The following is a 17,627-nucleotide window of genomic DNA, read 5'->3' as shown; positions in this document are numbered from 1 at the left end:
TATAATGATTTATAAAGTTGAAGTTGCCTCTTTTTTGTATGCTTTATGTAGTACTTTTAATAATGTGATTGCTAGTATGGTAATGGAAGTTGCTAGCACTAGTCCGAAAACAAAAAAAGCAATATATGTTAGGTATAAAGAATCTTGCATCATAGAAAATGATGTGTTTTTTTCAAAAAACATCCAATTTGCTTTTTTAGCTCCTGCAAAAAGCAAAACACTAAAAAACACTAACAATGAACTGTTAAATACGTAATACACCTTTTTTAATTTTTGAAACATGATTACCTCTCCTTTTACTTTCGATACTATAAAAAATAGAGAAGCTAAAAGAATTGAGGTGTTGATTCCTATTGTTGTTCCCATAGAATGAGCAACTGTTATATGTGTTCCATGTGTAAATAAATTGATAGCAGGAATAGAAATTAGTAAGGCAATTATTAGGTTTATAAATACCCAAAAATCGGCTGCCATTAAAAATTTATAAGCCATAGAGTTATCTTGTTTTTCTTTTTTTGTAAGCGATTTTTTCCAGCTATAAATAATATGAATCAATAAAATCCATTCTGTCATACTTACACCATAAGAGAGATAGCGAATCCAAGGTAGTGTAGGAACAAAATAAGTATGATGTGCCCAACCCAACATTAAGTTGGATAAGCCTAAAAAATAAAAGAAAAACACCTTTTTACCTCTAGCTAAAGAAACATCGTTTTTAATTTTTGACATCACATAAATAGCTATTCCATAAACCAACATATTCCAAGAGCCAACAAAAGAACCATAAGATTTCCATTGCACAATAGTATCTTTAATAAAGTGTGTTCTAAAGGAAGGAATTAGCCATAAATACGCTTCGCATAAATGGTAGATTATAAATACAATTCCAGTTCCCCACATCCAAAAATAAATTGGCCAGTTAACTACATGTTTTCTAATCGTTTTAAAATAATTAATACCAAATAAAAACCAACCTAAAAGTATAGGAATCGTTAATATTGGAGTAAAAGCCAGGTATTCTCTGCCTTCCATTTTTCCGAAGACTAAAGAAACATAAATAGCTATTCCTGTTAACATAAAAATGCCCAAATGTACTTTTTGTAGTTTAAAGGAAAACAAGCTTAGATGTTCTACTTTAGAAATATAAAAGTAAATACTGCCTGTAGCCGAAAGGATAATCCACGAAATTACCGTTGTGGTATGCAATGGTCTCATTTTGTTTAAGGGGATTAGCTCCTTTAAAAAATCTGGAAGGCTATATTGTAAGGAAGCTAACAAGCCAAAAAGCGTACCTAAAATTAGTACGTAAAGTGCTGCGATTAAAAAAAGTAAGGCTGTTTTATTTTTCATCTTTATACAATATTTCTACCCAACCATTTGGTTTAATAATGGCCTCTTTATTTGGATAGTACCCTGTACTATCTATTTGTTGTAAAAAAGCTACTAGAGCTTCTTTTTCTGCTTCTGAAAAATTGAATTTTGGCATCGATTTAACACCACTATTTAAAAACGCTTTTATATAATTTTCTCCTTTATTTGGATTTGAAAAAACGTTTGTTAAATCTGGACCTAAATAACCTCCAAGACCATATATTTGGTGGCATGACCAACAATTGTTGTTTTGCCATATTTTTTGACCTTCTAATGCTTTTGTAGTTAATTTTATAGGAGCTGCACACTCTTTTGAAGTATATATAACAACATTATACATACAAAAAATACTAATTAAAACTACGATAATTATAATGTTATATTTAGATTTAGTCTGCTGCATAGCTTTAACTTTGATGTTTGATTTTTTCGTATAGTTTTACTAACGATTGTAATAACTCTACAGGATTTGTAAGAATTTGATAATGATTTTGCCCAAACATTTGGGGTAAATAGTATTTTGCTTGCGCTTCAATAGCTAGCGCATATGAGTTTATTTGACGCTCATTTAACTCTCGTAAAGCTTGTTTTACGTCGTTAATACCGTATTTTCCTTCGTACTTATCATAATCATTTGGTTTGCCGTCTGATAATAAAATGACCCATTTATTTTTGGTGTCTCGTTTATCTAATAAGGCTCCAGAATGTCTTAAAGCTGTACCAATACGTGTATAACCATTAGGCTCAACACCACCAACTTTATATTTTGCTGTATCCCAATTTTCATCAAAACCTTTAATAGTTAAATAACTAGAATGATTTCTAGTTTTTGAATAAAAACAATTGATTGAAAAATCAATATTAAATTCATTTAAAATTTCGCCAAAAAGAATAGAGACTTGTTTTTCGACATCTATAACTCTATTTCCAGCTGCATAACCATCACTAGATAAACTAATGTCTAGTAATAGTAGAATGGATAAATCTTTTTCTTTTTTACGTTTTGAAAGATATATTTTTTCTGAAGGTGTATGTCCAGATTTTACATCTACAAATAAATCTGTAATTGCATCAACATCTAATTCTTCACCTTGAGATTGTCTACGTTGTTGCTGGTATTTATTATTAACTGTAGTTAGCATTTTACGTAAACCAACTAAAGTAGAACGGTTATCGTTAAGTGTTTTTTTGTAGTATGAACCATCTGATGCTAATTGTGTTTTAGGATACACTTTGCAAAAGCCTTCTTTATAATTGCGGTCTACATAATTCCATTCATCGTAAGTTATAAAATGACTATTGCTTTCGCTTTCTGAACTTTCGGCTATGGTCGTGTTTTCAATAAAATCAGTATGATAAACGGAGTGCGCAGTATCATCTACTCGAACGGTATGTTTTATGTTAACTTCGTCTAGCGCATTAGAATGGTCGTCTAGATCGTCATCACCATCCATATCTTTAAAGTTTCCACCAAACTCTTCGGCAGTTTCAACCTTTTCAAACTGATGTTGTAGTACAGCATCTTGCATTTGTTGTTGGTCTATTTGAACCGATATAATTTCCTCAACAGCTTTAGATTTTATAATGGTTTTTGGTTGCTCTTTATTTGCTTTTTTTACTTGGTCTGTAAAGTTTTCTAGCGGTTCAACTAAATTATCTTTGATGTCGTTACGCATCCATTTTCCATAAATAAATGAATAGTCTGCTGGGTTTTTTTTAGTGGATTTGTTTTCGTAAAAGCTTAAAAATTGTTGATGGTATTTTTCTGTAATTGGGAATTGTTTAAATAAAGATTTTAAAACAATTGTTGAGGTATCTTCTGCTTTTTGTTGAGATTCTAAAGTCTCATGCTCTTGATTATCATTCCAGTTTAAATCCAGGCTCTTTTGAATAGATAAATACAACACTCTAAATAAATAAAACGAGAGGTTTTCTTCTTCCGATTGAAAATCGTAAAACTTGCTTGGTAAGAAAAAATTATTATTTCTATAACCACCTTCGCGTTCAGCTTCAAAAATTTCTATAGACTCGCCAGTAATAGCGCGTGCAAAAATGGATAGCCTAGGCTTTATGTCATTTAAATTAATAGCATGTTGAAGCTCTGCTTGCTTAGCTATTCTACGTTTTTTAAAAAAGAAAGCAAACTTGGTAAATATATATTCGTCTGGCTCGAACTCAAACATAGTTTTCAGTGTTCAGTTGCAGTTCTCAGTCTCAGTATACCGTGTTTTCTAGGGCTGAGAACTGAGACTGCCAACTGTTTTATATCATTAAATCGCTTAAATCTTTTAGTGCTTGTATAACTTCTAAATCGTCAGTTAATGGTTCAATTACCGCAACATGTACGGCTAATCGTTTAGGTAAACCAACATGAATTAATTGCGCAGCATCTACCAATAATCGTGTTGAAACCGTTTCTGTTAAACCAAGTTCTGTTAGGTTTCTAATTTTAGTAGCAATATTTACTAGCTTTTTGGCAGTGTCTTTTTCAATACCTGTTTCTGAAACTACAATTTGAGTTTCAATTTTTGCTTCAGGATAATCAAAAGAAATAGCTACAAAACGTTGTCTCGTTGAAGGTTTTAGCTCTTTAAATCCGCGTTGATAACCTGGATTAAATGAGGCAACTAGCATAAAATCTTTGTGTGCTTTTATGGTTTTGCCTAGTTTATCAATAAATAATTCGCGTCTGTGGTCTGTTAAAGAATGTATAGCTACAATAACGTCTGGCCTAGCTTCAGCAATTTCATCTAAATATAAAATATGACCTTCTTTTACAGCTGTAGTTAATGGACCATCTAACCAAACGGTTTCGGCTCCTTTTATAATAAATCGCCCAATTAAATCTGTAGATGATGTTTCTTCATGACAAGAAATGGTAATGAGTTTGGTTTCTAATTTGTGTGCCATAAACTCGATAAACCGAGACTTTCCAGTTCCTGTTGGACCTTTTAGTAAAAATGGAATTTTACATTTGTAGGTGTGTTCAAAAACATCTATTTCTTTATGAATAGGTTGGTAATATGGTGTGTTCATTTTCGTTATGCTATGTGTTAGCAAATATGTTTAGTCCTGATAGAGGCATTTGTTGGAGCTCCTCTCACGATAGTTATTGGGAGAGAGCGACTGCCGAAAGCAGGAAATAGCTTCAAAAAAAACCAGAGTTGATTTTATACAGATCTCAACTCTGGCATAGTTTAGTTGTTAATTTGTAACTATTTCTAATGCTTCATCATTAGGTTTACCATGTTTGTAAAAATCAACGAAGTATAGAATAATACCTGTCATAAATAGTGTTGCACAAATGATAAGGACAATAAAATGGATTTCAATTTCTTTTTGTACTTCCATAAATTCCATCTTCATTTTTCGTTCTAAATATACTTGAGCTACTCCGGCTACACCAAAGGCAACCGTCATACCAATCATGCCAATATTAGACAGCCAAAAGGCTGCTCTACCTCGTGTGCTTTGATATAGTTTTCTTCCCGTCATATTTGGCAAACTGTAACTAATAATAGCTAAAACAATCATAGCATACGCACCCCAAAATGCAAGGTGACCATGCATTGCAGTAACTAAGGTTCCGTGTGTGTATAAATTTGTTTGTGGTAATGTGTGAGCAAATCCTAATAAGCCAGCGCCGATAAAGGACACTATTGCAGCGCCAAGCGTCCAATACAAAGCTAAAGTGTTTGGGTGTTTCTTTTCTCCTTTTCTGTACATATTTACAGCGAATAGAGCCATAGCCAAGAAAGCTAATGGTTCTAATGCAGAGAATATTCCACCTACAATTAGCCAAATTTTGTTAACACCAATATAATAGTAGTGGTGGCCTGTACCTAATACTCCAGATAGGAATGTTAATCCAACAATCACATACAGCCATTTTTCAATAACTTCTCTATCAACACCAGTAAGTTTTATTAATAGGAATGATAAAATACCACCCATTATTAATTCCCAAACACCTTCTACCCATAGATGTACAACCCACCATCTAAAGAATGAGTCTTTTACTTGACTATCAAAAGGAAGCATCCCTGGTAAGTATAAAAGGGCTGCAAATAGTAATCCCATTGAAAGCACCAACGCTGTTGTGGTTCTTCTTTTTCCTTTAAATAAGGTTGCTAATATCAGTCCTAAAAATAGGAGTACGTTTACAACAACTAAATAATCTAATGGTCTTGGAATTTCTAAAAATTTACGTCCTTCCCAATAATTAAAATGGTAACCAACAATAGCAACTACACCTACTACAGCTAAACTTATTAATTGAGCATAAGCGAGTTTTACACTTACTAATTCACGTTGGGCTTCTTCTGGGATAATGTAATAAGCTGCTCCCATAAAACCTGATAATAACCAAACAACTAATAAGTTTGTATGAACAGCTCTGGCAGTATTAAACGGAATAAAGCTATGTAATCCATCCATTCCAGCATGTGCAAACCCCATTATAAAACCATACACTATTTGTAATCCGAATAATAACATGGATAGGGCAAAAAACCAATAGGCAACTTTTTGTGATTTATATTTCATAATTTTTAGTTTAGTTTTTGTCTTTAGCTAATGGTGAAACTACAGTGTCAAATCCATTTAAGTCTATATCATCTATCCAGTCAAAAAAGGCAATTAAGTCTGCAGCTTCTTCTTCAGAAAAACCATAAGCCACCATTTTCCTTCCGTTAGGCACCCAGTCTACTGGAGTCATTAAAACGGCTTTAATGTAACCTATACCTCTTCGTTCTATTACTTTTGTAAGTTCTGGAGCGTAATAAGCGCCTTCTCCCATAATTGTATGACATCCCATGCAGTTATTGTCTTCCCAAATTTGCTTTCCGCGTACTACAGCTTCAGTAATTCCTTCTTCATTTGATTGGTCATTCGCTTTACTAAAGGAGAAAATTGTTAGCCCAATAAATATTAGAAAAGTGACTACTGTTCCTCCAAGAAAAAAAGCACGTGCTTGTTTTTTTGATAACATATTATTTAATTTTGATTAGTATTATGTCTTAAAAAAGACAAAAACATCCTCTTTAAGAACATGTTCAAAATTAAGTGTTAAAACTGTCTTAAAACATGATAATTGTCAGTTCTAAAATAAACAAGTAGCGTATTAGTTTGTGGCTTATGTTTTAATAGAGAATCATAGAAATATTAGCATAAAAATTGCGCCCTTGTCTTGGGATATTATTCCAATTTGCATAGGTTGAATATGTTTCATCTAGCAAATTCTCAACACCATATTTTAGAATAAATTTGTTCTTGTTTTTATAGAATACATTACCAAAATTTAGATTTAAAAGACCATAGGCAGCTGTTTCATCTTCACCATAAAAGTTACTGTATTGACTTTGGTTGCCGTTGCCTTCAAATTGCAATGCTGTATTAAATTTCTTTTTACTATAACTTAATTCTGCTATATAAGAAAAGGGTTTTATTAAAGGTAAGTTTTTATCGTTGCTGCCTTTTCCGTAATTATAACCAATAGTTCCATTCACTGAAAATGATTTGCTAAACTTATATGAAGTATTTAAATATGCATCAAAAATTGTAGCATTTGATAAGGTTTTGTATACTCTAACACCATTGGCTCCAATTGTCATTGAATTTATTGTAGCATCAATATCACCAATAATATAGTTCATAATATGAAAATAGGATGTTTCTAATCCGATATGAAATGTATTTGTGTTATAATTTGCTTTAGCGTTAAACTCAATGGCTTTTTCTTGCTTTAGGTTTGGGTTTCCTATATAATCATAATTATCAAAACTGTTAAACAAGAAAAATCCATAAGCTTCACTAACAGAAGGTGCTCTTTCACCATAACCTATACCAAAAGACACATTATAAGATTGTTTTTTTAAGGTGTAATCTGAAGACAGACTCGTTAAAAAATGGTTTTTAGTAGTATTGATTTCTGGATAAAAAATCTTTAAGCTTTCTAAACCAATATCAGAAGCAACTTTATTATGTTGATAGCCCAAACGTAATGATGTTGTAATTGTTTCATTTTTACTTAAAGCATATGCATCTTTGGCAAAGATTCCAGAATACAAAGTTCTTACATCTGGCCAAGTAAGCATAAACATATCTGGTTGATTTGGATTGTTAGGAAACATCGTCATTTCTGCTAATGAGCGGTTATAATACCCATTAAGGTTTAAGGCTAATTTATGCTTATTAAAGCTAGTTGTAGCTTTACTATAAAACCCATAAGTATCACTCCAGCCAGGCATATCCATACGTATTGGTACATCTGGACGCTTAGAATCATCCATAAAATGAGTAATAGTATTGAGGTAAATTTTAGACTCTAAAGATTTTATAAACGTTGAATCATTACTGTAGTTGTGACTTATTGAAGTGATTAAAGCTTTGGCTAAAGAGACATCCATTGGTAAGGCAGGATAGCCTACATCTGTTGCTCTGTCATAAATAATATTGGCATCAATAGTATTGTTTTCTGATAGTTTATATCCTGTTTGTAAAGAGATATTATACTTTTGAAATTGAGAATACATAACTTCGTTATGTCTGCCAGCATCATAATTATCAGATTTTCTAAAAACACCATCTGTACTTATATAAAATCTGTTTCCTGAGTACTCTAAATCTAAACCAGCAGTTCGATAATTACCATTGGTTTCATAACCTAAATCGACACTTGTTTTTAATCCAGATTCATGAAATTTACTTGTAGGTAATTGTAAATCAATACCGCCACCAACACAATGACCATTTTCTGTTCCTGCTTGTCCTGAGCCAATACTTACTTTTTCTAAGTTAGACACATCTACATAAGACGTGATTGGGTCCATCTTATCTGTGCAAGCACCAAATATTTGCATGCCATCAATGGTAACATTTAAGCGTTCGCTATTCATGTTGTTTATAGATGGTTCCCAAGCATAATTGCCACGCTTAATCATAGTGATTTTATTAGATTTTTCTAAATAATCATCAATGCTTGATAATGTTTTTTGCTGACGATGATTGCTTAATTTTCGTCTGCTTAAAACAATAACTTCTTTTAGTTTTGTGGTGTCTTTTATAGTAGCCTGTTCTTTTTCTTGAGCAAAAGTGAATCCGCTAAAAAGTAAGCTAATACAAAATGTTATGAGCTTTTTCATCTGTTTACAATTAATGTCTTTTATCGGTCATATGTAACATTCATTTAATCATTTTCTGTGTATCGAAAATTTAGTTATGAATGTTTCATTAGTGTTTGTTTTAACAGACACATTAATACATGGCATCAATGTGTCTGTATAATTAGAAGTTTTAGAATTCTAATTCTAGGTAGAAGGAACTTTGGTCGTTGTTTTCAGTAACATCTTCACCTTTAAGAACTTCATCTTGGTCATTCATTAGTTTTAAATTAAGAACCCAATATCCAGACATTGTTAATGATAAATTGGCATGATATAAATGATCAGCCGCATTATAACTTAAATCTGTATTGTTAGGCGAGCTATGATTTCCCATTCCTGGCATTCTAGGGTCTAATGCAATAGTATAATTTGTAACCTCTGGGAAAGCCACCATAGTTTCCATTTTATAAATGCCTACAATTAAATCATTAATACCAATAATTGGATTGTTAGGTTCGATAAGTGCTACTACATAACGCGATTGGTCGCTTCCCATAAAGCTTGTCACGTTTTGTGAGTCGCTCTGGTTTACAATAATTGAAGAAGAAGCTGTGTAATCTATGTCATCGATAGAATATTGAAGGTTTAGCGTCCAACCTGTTCCGTCTGTATTGGTCATTTGATATATGATAAAGCCTTTATAAACGGTGTCTTTTCCTATAGCTTTTGTAATCGATGATTTTGGACAAGAATGTTGCATGTTTGGCATTTGCATCATTGGCATCCAAGATAATGATGCGTTTTCAATATAACTGTCAGTTTCATTATCTTTAAGTCTCATACTTATTGTATTGTAGCCCGTTGTAAACATTCCACTTTTGCTAAACAATTCAATGGTGTGTGTGCTATTTGTAATTTCTTGAATTTGAAGAAGTCCTTCAACTTCATTTGTAATTAAAGCTTCGTCATCATCGTTACTACATGATGTTAAAAATAACGTGATGAATAGAATTGGAATTATATATTTAAGGTTCATTATATTAGTTTTTTATATTATAAAATGTGAGTGTATACTTCTTGCTCGCTTAAGGATTTAAGCAAGAAATAAGTTAAAATCTAAATGATTTTATATACTGAAAAAACTAAATAAAATTTGGTGGAGGCGTATCTATTTCTAGATACAAACTAGAAATTTTTGGAGTTTGAATTGTAGTTTTTTGTCTTTTTAAATGAGACGTGATAAATTGATTTTTAACGGTGTTGATTGATGTAACACAAAATATATCAAGAACTAATCGTTCACGCTCTTGAACAGGCGCATCAGAATTTGATTTGGTTGAACTTTGAGCCAATTCTTTTCTTAACTGACATTTACCATTACATCCTTTTTGTTCTTCTTTTTGAATACACAACGTTTTTGCAATAATATCTTGATTAACAACAAAATCTCCAATAATAACAAGTGTGTTTATATTTTGTGCTAATAATATAAACACTAATATAAATGCTATTATTTTCTTTATTATTACTGTTATCATGGTGTAAAATTAAGCCTAATTTCAGCTTTAAAATATGATTAATGTCATACTTTAAAGAACTTGAAATAGGCACTAATTAACTGTTCTAAATTTTCAAATGCAAATTTAACTAATTCTTCATTGTTTTCTTCTTTTAAAATTGATATTTCATCAAGCATAGGAATCAATACTACATGTAGTTGGTCATGTGATTCGCCTTGCATACTGCAATGTTTAATAACATAGCTTGTTTGTTTTGTAAGTTGATTTCCTAAGACTTTATAATCGTTTTCATTATCTATTTTAAATCTTGAAATTATAGAATCCATTTTTATAATGCCTTCATGTGTTTCTATATTCGCAATCCATTTTTTACCGTGATTTAGTTTTAACTCTAAATTATGAGCTATCGAAATATCTTCATCTGTAGTTTCATTTTTACAACTTAATGTTGTAATTAAAATGAGTGTTAAGGCTATTGCTTTTGTTTTCATTTTTATAAATATTTTAATGCCAATTTTTGACTTAAAAATCTTTCTTCATCGATTTAAATACAATACGCAAAACTGGCAAAATCACCCAAACGGTTAACATTATAAATGATACAATGAGCCCAAAATTGGTTCCAAAAAACTGTTTAAAAACTGCTCCTGTATAACCTAATAAAGCAGAAATATCTAGTTTTAAAAGAATAAGTGTACGTGATAAATCTATTGGGTTTAACATGGTTCCAACCAGAGATAATTTATCTAACGGATAATCTTCAAATAGAATTAAAGTCATCAAGAAAATACCATCATAAATAATAGCCAAAAATAGCCACAATAAAATAGCATAGCCGAAGCCTTTAATTTTATTTTCGTTAGATAAGGCAATGTTAAAAGCCAATGCTGTGAATATGAGGGTTAAAAATGTTCCTGTTATAAGTAGTAATGAGAAATCCCAAATGGCAGTACTTTTAAACAAACCATAAAAGACAAACGGAATACCAAGTCCTAAAATTAAGCTCATAGAAAGCGATAAGGCAACGCCTAAATATTGCCCTAAAAATATGGATGAACGCTTTAAAGGTTGTGCTAACAAAAGTTCTGTAAATTCTTTGGAATTATAATAATACATCACACCAAAAATGGTTCCTATTAAAGGCACTAATACTATGATGACATTCATTAAGGTAATGACCGCTTTTGATAAATCGTTATTTAAAAATAAGAGTACAATCCCTAATAATAAATAGAATGCAAAGTAGACATAACTCCAACGACTACGCATTAAATCGAAAAAACTATATTTTAATATTTTAAGCATGATTATCTGTTAATATAGACGCAATAGCATGCTCAAAATCTGGCTGATTGGTCTTGGTTTTTAATTCTGAAATTGAGCCTTTAAAGTAAATTTTGCCTTCTAATAAAAACACAATCTCGTCCGACACTTCTTCAACAAAACTCATGATGTGCGATGTTATTAAAATGGTTTTTCCTTTGGCTTTTTCGGTTTGGATTAAATCTTTTAAGCGTATCAAGGAGATTGGATCCAAACCAGTTGTTGGTTCGTCTAAAATAATGAGCGGACTATTAAACATAAAGGTTAATACAATGTTCACTTTTTGTTTTGTTCCTCCAGAAAGATTGCCTAGTTTTTTATCTAGAAAAGGTTCTAATTTAAATAGTTCAATCAAACGTTTATCTTCATCAGTATTTTGGCGTAAATCCTTAATCATTTTGATTAGTTCTCTAACTTTTAAATTACTTGGGAAATTTGCTATCTGTGGTAAGTAATCTATTTGATGCCTGTAATTTGAGCTCTTTTTTATGTTTTCTCCAAGTACAGAAATCTCGCCTTTGTTTGGTATTACCATACCTAATATAGCCTTAATCAAGGTTGTTTTTCCTGAACCATTAGGCCCAAGTACAGCAAAAATACCACCTTCGCTTATGGTTAAATCCAAACCACTTAACACTTGATTTTTGCCAAATTTTTTATGTAAATTTTGAATGCTTACCATTGTACTTTTTTAATTAAAGGGTTATTGTCTAGCAAATTATCTGGTGTGAATACAGGCGATACTTTTTCAGAAAAATCTATAATATCTATAAATAAACTACGTAATAAAATAATGGTTTCTGGTGTGCGATTTACTATGTATGAAAACAGCTTTACAGGTCTGTATGGTACATCGCCAACGCCATCTTTATCTAAATCATAACCTGTGTAATTACTCCAATAATTTCTGTCAAACACATTATCATTTACTTTACTATTGTATGATATGTCAAAGGAATTATACAGAAAATTATTTTCTATAAACAGGTTTGTATAACAAGCACCTCGCACTTTTATTGCCCAACCATTATTGATAAAATTATTGTTTTTATAGACCATTCTGTTTGAGCCTTCAATGTTAATTCCAATTGTGTTTTCTTCAAAGGTATTGCCAATAATTTCGGCATCATTAATTTCTTTTAAAAGCATGCCGTAAGATGCTGTTCCCCAATTTTCTTTAAATGTATTGTTGAGCATCTTAATTTTTTTGGAGAACATAACTGCAACACCAGCACCATTATTTTCGAAAGTATTGTCTTGATAAATATCATCGTTAGAGAACATAAAATGTAAACCATAGCGAAGATTCTCTGCGCTTATATTGTTTTTGATTATACAGTCGTCTGAAAATTCTAAATAAATCCCATCGCGAACGTGCTCAACATAATTATGTTCAATTTCTATATGGTTGCTATACCAAAGCTGTATGCCATTTCCTGAGTTATACTCTTCAACTGCATCACCAATTATTTTGTTATGATATACTTTGCCATAACTAGATTTTTCAAGGTAAATACCAAAGAATAGTTTTTCTAAAACTACATTCTGGATAACAAAATGCTTGCTTTTCTTTACACGAATGGCAGCATAATCTTCAGTATAACTAGTGCCAACATTTATAATAAACAAGCCATCTATTGTAACATTATCTGAAGTGATAGTAATAACTTCACCTTTTAATTCGCCATCAATAACTGGATAATTTTCACCAATAATAGTAAGTGGTTTATTTACCAATATATCATATTCTTTATAAGTTCCTTTTTTAACAAAAACCGTATCAAAATCTTTAGCCTGAGCTATGGCTTCTTTTAATGTTGAGATTGGGCATGTGTTACAAACTTCAATTTGTGAAGCATGTGTATAACTAGTCATTAAAATGACCGAAAAAATAATAATTAAGGTTTTCATTTTACTAGTCTTTAAAATGCGCTAGTAGTTCATTCCATGTATAAAGTGTTCCCCCTTTTTCAGTTTGAACTTTTTTTGCTTCCTCATTAGTTTTAAAAGCAGACAAAAACGCTCCCATTGGGCTTGGGATGTTTTCGCTAATTAAAAAGGTAGCTTTAGTGGCATTAATTAATGCTTCAGGTTCTGTATAATCATTAGATAAATACAATGCAATTTCTGAAGTGTCAAATTCATCCATGAAATTAATCATGCACTCGGTAGCATCAAAAGTATAAACCTTGCCTTTTTGAGTAACAATTTCTGCTGCATGAACTTTGTCTACAATAGTCATTTTACAAAAGTGGCAACCATCATTACCATAGTCTATGGCTTTGGGTGATACATTACAATTGAAAAACAACAGTAGTAATGCATAAATTGAATAGTGTTTTAGTGTTTGCATTTTTTTAGTGTTTTATCCTATCTCTAACCCTTTTTTAAAGGAAAGAGAACTTTAAAAAAGCCTTTCCTTTTGGGAAGGATTTAGGATGGGAATTTTTTATAGTTTTTCTTTCCTACCAAATAAGCTATAAATCCAAAAGCAATACCTAGCGTTAAAAACAAAGAGCCTAATTGTGGATAAGAATGTGCTCTAAAATTTAAGATATCTTTACTTCCAAAAAGAGGTGGTTGAAACCCCATTTGCGTACCATCTGGATTGGTAAACTTCATAATGGCTTTAGGGTCTAGGTTATGACCATAATCGTGCTCCCATAAATAGAAATCATACATGCCTGCAGCACTCAAAACAATCATTAAAACAAACCATCCCAAAAACCACTTGTAGTTTCCTTTAAAAGCTATAAGTAACCCTATAACACTAGTAATAATTATACCTAACGGAAATATCTTAAACTCGGGAATGGCTTCTGGTATGTACTGCATACCAACGTAATGATTCATTAAGTTGATATTTTTGATGTCATGCGGATTTGCATCAGAAAAGTCATTAATGTGAATATACATGCCTAAAGGTGTTGGATATTGAGGTGCTTCTAAGGTGATTTTCCATAATGGAAATAAGAATAATCCCAATGGCAGAATTGCTGCAAGTAACATGATGATATTTGACTTTTTCATCTTGAAATATTTAGTGATTTATATAGTGTTTTAAAAAGAAAGGCGAGAGCGAAAAGACAACTCTCGCCTTTGATAGGAAAATAAACACTAAAACAAAATTTTCCTAATTTGTTTATTCAATGTCTTCACCCATCGACCATTTTAATGGTGTGTTAGCATGTGCTGCAGATACTCTAATGTAACCTTGCATTTCTTGGTGCAAAGCAGAACAGAAATCTGTACAATAGAATGGCCATACACCAACTTTAGTAGGCTCCCAAATAGAGGTTTTGGTTTGTCCAGGCATAATTAATAACTCAGACGTGTTTTGTCCTAGTACTGCAAATCCATGCGGTACATCGAAATCTTGTTCTAAATTTGTAACGTGGAAATATACTTTATCGCCAACTTTAATGCCTTCAATATTATCTGGCGAGAAGTGACTTCTAATCGTTGTCATATATATATGTACTTCGTTTCCTTTTCTTACTACTTTAGTATCAGCATCAGCGAAAGCAGCATAAGGGTGTTTGTTGTCTTCTAGATTATATATTTTTTGAGAACGTTCTTTAATGAGGTCAGCACGCATTGCAGCTGCATAATGTGGTTCGCCATGTGTTGGGAAGTCTAATAATAATTCCATTTTATCTCCAGAAATATCATAGAGTTGAGCAGAGTGTTCTAGTTCTGGACCAGTTGGTAAATAACGATCTTTTGTGATTTTGTTCATTGCAAACATGTATTTTCCTTGTGGTTTTCTAGAGTTTCCTCCAGGAATTGTTAAGTGACCTACAGAATAGTATGTAGGTTGTCTATCTAAAACTTCCCAAGTGCCAAGCTTCCATTTTACAACTTCAGAAGATATAAAGAATGTTGTATAGGCATTTCCTTTATCGTCAAACTCTGTATGTAAAGGCCCTAAACCTGGTTGCTCTACTGAGCCTGCTAAAACATCTTCAAACTTAAGAATAGGAATCCCATATGCATCGCCATCAAACTTTTCGTTTTTAATAGCATCTAACATTTTAGTAAATGAATGCACAGTTAAATTAGCCGATAACTTTCCATTACCAATAATATACTCACCTGAAGGATCTACATCACAACCATGAGGTGATTTAGGTGTTGGTAGTAAAAATACTGCTCCTGGCACTTCTGATGGATTTACAACGCGCACTTCTTTTTTCATAGTAGAGGTGGCAGTATGCGTTGCTTCATCATAAACGTTATGTGCATAATTTGCTGGCATCATTTTTCCGCCTCCATTATTAACATATTCTTCAATTTTCTTCCAGTTAATGGCAGCGATAAAATCTTTATCATTTTGTGATGCATTTACTTCTAACAATGTACTTGCTTCTTCCGAATTATAGGTTGAAAAGAAAAACCAACCATGAGAAGCTCCACGTCCAGGATGCGCTAAATCATAGTTAAAACCTGGCATTAGCACTTGAAATTTGATATCCATATGACCATGTTCAGGCTCTACAGAAATAAAAGATAAAGCACCTTGAAAGTTCCCTTTATATTCACTAATAGGCATATCTCTTTGAGGTACTGGAACAGAAAAACGTGTACCAGCAACAACATATTCTGTGTTTTCTGTTACAAACGACGAACTGTGGTTACCTGCACTATTTGGTACTTCAATAATTTCGGTTGTTTCAAATGTTTTTAAATCAATTTTTGCTATTCTTGGTGTATTATTTTCATTAATAAAAATGAAACGTCCATCAATCTCGCCATTGGTTTGAGAAATATCTGGATGGTGAGAATCTCCCCAAGGCACAAACCCGTGAGACGTGTTTAACATGGGTTTCGTTTCTTCTGAGTAACCATATCCAGATGTTGGGAATTGTGAGAATACAGGAATCTCTTTAAACATTCTTCCAGATGGCAAACCATAAACGGTTAAATTACCACTGTAACCTCCAGAGATAAAGGCATAAAACTCGTCATGTTCTCCAGGAGCAACATAAACTTTCTCTGCAATATTACTAGCTAAGGCACCAGACTTACTATCTGATGATTTTGTATTGTTACAACTTGTATAGATACCAAATACGAATACAAGTGCAACTGTTAATTTTAATAAATTTCTCATATGTTCTTAAATTAGATTAGTGTTTTTTATTCTTCAGTTGATGGTAATAATACTTTATCTATGACGTGTACAATGCCATTACCAGCTTTAACGCTTCCTAATATTTTTGCGCCTCCAATCATAGGTTCTCCATTTATAACCTCTACTTTTACATATTGGTTATTAGCTTGCCCAAGCTTTTTAAACTTCTTTAAAAAATCTTTTGAGTAATTACCAGGTGTTACATGGTATTTTAAAATATTTGCCAGTGCCTCTTTGTTTTCTGGTTTCAGTAAATTATCAACGGTTCCTTCTGGCAACGCTGCAAAAGCTTCGTTTGTTGGTGCAAATACCATTAAAGGTCCAGCATTTACTAATGCATTTTCAAGCTCTGCAGCTTGAACCGCAGCAACAAGAGTAGAGTGGTCTTTTGAGCCAATAGCTATGCTTAAAACAGTTGTACTTGCATCGTCTTTAATAAAAGCTTGGCCCGTTTTTTTAGCAGGCTCATTATCAGTTTTGGTAACTGTTGCATTGGTTGAGGCTTCTTTGTTTTCATTTTTGCACGAGTATACGAAAGCTACTAGTGCAAAAACTAAAACGAGTGTTTTGGCTGTTTTCATATTAGTATTATTTAATTGTTCTGAAATATTCTAAAACGGCTCTGGCATCTTCCTCAGACAATCCTTGATTTGCCATTGGCGAACCGTTAAACTCTATTAGTAAAGCCTTTGCTAAAGGGTCTTTTTGAGTCATTTCATCAGGGTTTAAAATCATGTTCATTACCCATTCTGGAGAACGTCTACTTAAAATGTCTTTTGGAGCAGGACCTATAAATTTTTTGTTTGGTCTATGGCAAGCTGTACACATTTTTTTAAAGACTTCGTCTCCATGTGTAGCCATTTTTTGGTCTATTGTTGCATCTAAAGTGATAGATTTTATTGGACCTATACCTTTATTGTTTAAATCTACTTTTTTTGAGGCTAAAACTTTTTCGGCTTTTTTAGTTGTTGTTTTTTCAGTTGTTGTTTTCTTTTTGTAAGAGAATTTTTCGTCTTTCTTTTCTTCTTTACCGCCACAACTCATTATAAGTAGTGTAAATAAAATGGTCATTAATTTTAGTGTTGTCTTCATGTTTATATTGATTTATACAACAAAATTACAGCCTAATGTTTTGTTAAAATATGATATAAATCATATTTAGGATATTTTTATCCT

General features: G+C 32.1%; 18 protein-coding genes. All 18 read right to left on the bottom strand.

Translation table 11 applies throughout. The features are described 5' to 3' along the window. Positions 1–9 precede the first annotated feature (9 nt). Positions 10–1,350, bottom strand: a complete 1,341-nt coding sequence (locus BXY80_RS01150) for a cbb3-type cytochrome c oxidase subunit I (protein WP_120199385.1) — start codon at positions 1,348–1,350, stop codon at positions 10–12. Next, positions 1,340–1,774 (bottom strand): c-type cytochrome, encoded by a 435-nt coding sequence (locus BXY80_RS01145; RefSeq protein WP_120199384.1) that lies wholly within the window; start codon positions 1,772–1,774, stop codon positions 1,340–1,342. Before BXY80_RS01145 ends, BXY80_RS01150 begins: the two co-directional genes overlap by 11 nt. 4 nt (positions 1,775–1,778) lie before the next feature. Continuing rightward, the gene (locus tag BXY80_RS01140) at positions 1,779–3,554 is read right to left on the bottom strand and encodes a nitric oxide reductase activation protein NorD (protein ID WP_120199383.1); all 1,776 of its coding nucleotides are present in this window, start codon (positions 3,552–3,554) and stop codon (positions 1,779–1,781) included. 79 nt (positions 3,555–3,633) lie between these two features. Beyond that, positions 3,634–4,407 (bottom strand): CbbQ/NirQ/NorQ/GpvN family protein, encoded by a 774-nt coding sequence (locus BXY80_RS01135; RefSeq protein ID WP_120199382.1) that lies wholly within the window; start codon positions 4,405–4,407, stop codon positions 3,634–3,636. 168 nt (positions 4,408–4,575) lie between these two features. Then, the gene (locus tag BXY80_RS01130) at positions 4,576–5,916 is read right to left on the bottom strand and encodes a cbb3-type cytochrome c oxidase subunit I (protein WP_120199381.1); all 1,341 of its coding nucleotides are present in this window, start codon (positions 5,914–5,916) and stop codon (positions 4,576–4,578) included. A 10-nt stretch (positions 5,917–5,926) separates the two neighbouring features. Next, positions 5,927–6,361 (bottom strand): c-type cytochrome, encoded by a 435-nt coding sequence (locus BXY80_RS01125; protein WP_120199380.1) that lies wholly within the window; start codon positions 6,359–6,361, stop codon positions 5,927–5,929. A 151-nt stretch (positions 6,362–6,512) separates the two neighbouring features. Next, positions 6,513–8,513 carry a TonB-dependent receptor domain-containing protein gene (locus tag BXY80_RS01120; protein WP_120199379.1) on the bottom strand — a complete coding sequence of 667 codons (2,001 nt, stop codon included), beginning with the start codon at positions 8,511–8,513 and terminating at the stop codon, positions 6,513–6,515. A 151-nt stretch (positions 8,514–8,664) separates the two neighbouring features. After that, complete coding sequence (locus tag BXY80_RS01115) at positions 8,665–9,510, bottom strand: hypothetical protein (RefSeq protein WP_120199378.1); 846 nt, start codon at positions 9,508–9,510, stop codon at positions 8,665–8,667. Between the two features lie 106 nt (positions 9,511–9,616). Beyond that, positions 9,617–10,012 carry a hypothetical protein gene (locus tag BXY80_RS01110; RefSeq protein ID WP_120199377.1) on the bottom strand — a complete coding sequence of 132 codons (396 nt, stop codon included), beginning with the start codon at positions 10,010–10,012 and terminating at the stop codon, positions 9,617–9,619. Between the two features lie 44 nt (positions 10,013–10,056). Then, positions 10,057–10,485 carry a hypothetical protein gene (locus tag BXY80_RS01105; protein ID WP_120199376.1) on the bottom strand — a complete coding sequence of 143 codons (429 nt, stop codon included), beginning with the start codon at positions 10,483–10,485 and terminating at the stop codon, positions 10,057–10,059. Between the two features lie 31 nt (positions 10,486–10,516). Further along, on the bottom strand, positions 10,517–11,299 hold the full coding sequence (locus BXY80_RS01100) for an ABC transporter permease (RefSeq protein ID WP_120199375.1): 783 nt from the start codon (positions 11,297–11,299) through the stop codon (positions 10,517–10,519). Then, on the bottom strand, positions 11,292–11,999 hold the full coding sequence (locus tag BXY80_RS01095) for an ABC transporter ATP-binding protein (protein WP_120199374.1): 708 nt from the start codon (positions 11,997–11,999) through the stop codon (positions 11,292–11,294). The genes BXY80_RS01100 and BXY80_RS01095 overlap by 8 nt, the downstream gene beginning before the upstream one ends. Beyond that, on the bottom strand, positions 11,993–13,228 hold the full coding sequence (locus tag BXY80_RS01090; RefSeq protein WP_120199373.1) for a nitrous oxide reductase family maturation protein NosD: 1,236 nt from the start codon (positions 13,226–13,228) through the stop codon (positions 11,993–11,995). The genes BXY80_RS01095 and BXY80_RS01090 overlap by 7 nt, the downstream gene beginning before the upstream one ends. Positions 13,229–13,232: 4 nt before the next feature. Beyond that, positions 13,233–13,670: a nitrous oxide reductase accessory protein NosL gene (locus BXY80_RS01085; RefSeq protein WP_120199372.1), complete on the bottom strand. Its 438-nt coding sequence runs from the start codon at positions 13,668–13,670 to the stop codon at positions 13,233–13,235. Positions 13,671–13,750: 80 nt separating this feature from the next. Then, entirely contained in the window at positions 13,751–14,347 is a 597-nt protein-coding gene (locus BXY80_RS01080; protein WP_162843254.1) for a hypothetical protein, read from the bottom strand. 112 nt (positions 14,348–14,459) lie between these two features. After that, positions 14,460–16,430: a Sec-dependent nitrous-oxide reductase gene (gene nosZ, locus BXY80_RS01075; RefSeq protein ID WP_120199371.1), complete on the bottom strand. Its 1,971-nt coding sequence runs from the start codon at positions 16,428–16,430 to the stop codon at positions 14,460–14,462. 26 nt (positions 16,431–16,456) lie between these two features. Then, complete coding sequence (locus BXY80_RS01070) at positions 16,457–17,032, bottom strand: fasciclin domain-containing protein (protein ID WP_120199370.1); 576 nt, start codon at positions 17,030–17,032, stop codon at positions 16,457–16,459. Between the two features lie 7 nt (positions 17,033–17,039). Next, entirely contained in the window at positions 17,040–17,543 is a 504-nt protein-coding gene (locus BXY80_RS01065) for a c-type cytochrome (RefSeq protein WP_120199369.1), read from the bottom strand. Positions 17,544–17,627 lie beyond the last annotated feature (84 nt).

It is taken from the genome of Ichthyenterobacterium magnum (genome assembly GCF_003610635.1).
In the GTDB taxonomy this organism is placed as follows: Bacteria; Bacteroidota; Bacteroidia; order Flavobacteriales; family Flavobacteriaceae; genus Ichthyenterobacterium; species Ichthyenterobacterium magnum.
Note: the sequence above shows the minus strand (reverse complement) of the source record. Positions and strands in the feature narration are given on the sequence as shown.

What these genes read in the sequence shown, in the direction of transcription:
- BXY80_RS01125 (WP_120199380.1), bottom strand. Translation starts at nt 6,361, where the DNA reads ATGTTATCAAAAAAACAAGCACGTGCTTTTTTTCTTGGAGGAACAGTA.
- BXY80_RS01110 (WP_120199377.1), bottom strand. Translation starts at nt 10,012, where the DNA reads ATGATAACAGTAATAATAAAGAAAATAATAGCATTTATATTAGTGTTT.
- BXY80_RS01070 (WP_120199370.1), bottom strand. Translation starts at nt 17,032, where the DNA reads ATGAAAACAGCCAAAACACTCGTTTTAGTTTTTGCACTAGTAGCTTTC.
- BXY80_RS01145 (WP_120199384.1), bottom strand. Translation starts at nt 1,774, where the DNA reads ATGCAGCAGACTAAATCTAAATATAACATTATAATTATCGTAGTTTTA.
- BXY80_RS01150 (WP_120199385.1), bottom strand. Translation starts at nt 1,350, where the DNA reads ATGAAAAATAAAACAGCCTTACTTTTTTTAATCGCAGCACTTTACGTA.
- BXY80_RS01105 (WP_120199376.1), bottom strand. Translation starts at nt 10,485, where the DNA reads ATGAAAACAAAAGCAATAGCCTTAACACTCATTTTAATTACAACATTA.
- BXY80_RS01065 (WP_120199369.1), bottom strand. Translation starts at nt 17,543, where the DNA reads ATGAAGACAACACTAAAATTAATGACCATTTTATTTACACTACTTATA.
- BXY80_RS01080 (WP_162843254.1), bottom strand. Translation starts at nt 14,347, where the DNA reads ATGAAAAAGTCAAATATCATCATGTTACTTGCAGCAATTCTGCCATTG.
- BXY80_RS01100 (WP_120199375.1), bottom strand. Translation starts at nt 11,299, where the DNA reads ATGCTTAAAATATTAAAATATAGTTTTTTCGATTTAATGCGTAGTCGT.
- BXY80_RS01115 (WP_120199378.1), bottom strand. Translation starts at nt 9,510, where the DNA reads ATGAACCTTAAATATATAATTCCAATTCTATTCATCACGTTATTTTTA.
- nosZ (WP_120199371.1), bottom strand. Translation starts at nt 16,430, where the DNA reads ATGAGAAATTTATTAAAATTAACAGTTGCACTTGTATTCGTATTTGGT.
- BXY80_RS01085 (WP_120199372.1), bottom strand. Translation starts at nt 13,670, where the DNA reads ATGCAAACACTAAAACACTATTCAATTTATGCATTACTACTGTTGTTT.
- BXY80_RS01135 (WP_120199382.1), bottom strand. Translation starts at nt 4,407, where the DNA reads ATGAACACACCATATTACCAACCTATTCATAAAGAAATAGATGTTTTT.
- BXY80_RS01095 (WP_120199374.1), bottom strand. Translation starts at nt 11,999, where the DNA reads ATGGTAAGCATTCAAAATTTACATAAAAAATTTGGCAAAAATCAAGTG.
- BXY80_RS01090 (WP_120199373.1), bottom strand. Translation starts at nt 13,228, where the DNA reads ATGAAAACCTTAATTATTATTTTTTCGGTCATTTTAATGACTAGTTAT.
- BXY80_RS01140 (WP_120199383.1), bottom strand. Translation starts at nt 3,554, where the DNA reads ATGTTTGAGTTCGAGCCAGACGAATATATATTTACCAAGTTTGCTTTC.
- BXY80_RS01130 (WP_120199381.1), bottom strand. Translation starts at nt 5,916, where the DNA reads ATGAAATATAAATCACAAAAAGTTGCCTATTGGTTTTTTGCCCTATCC.
- BXY80_RS01120 (WP_120199379.1), bottom strand. Translation starts at nt 8,513, where the DNA reads ATGAAAAAGCTCATAACATTTTGTATTAGCTTACTTTTTAGCGGATTC.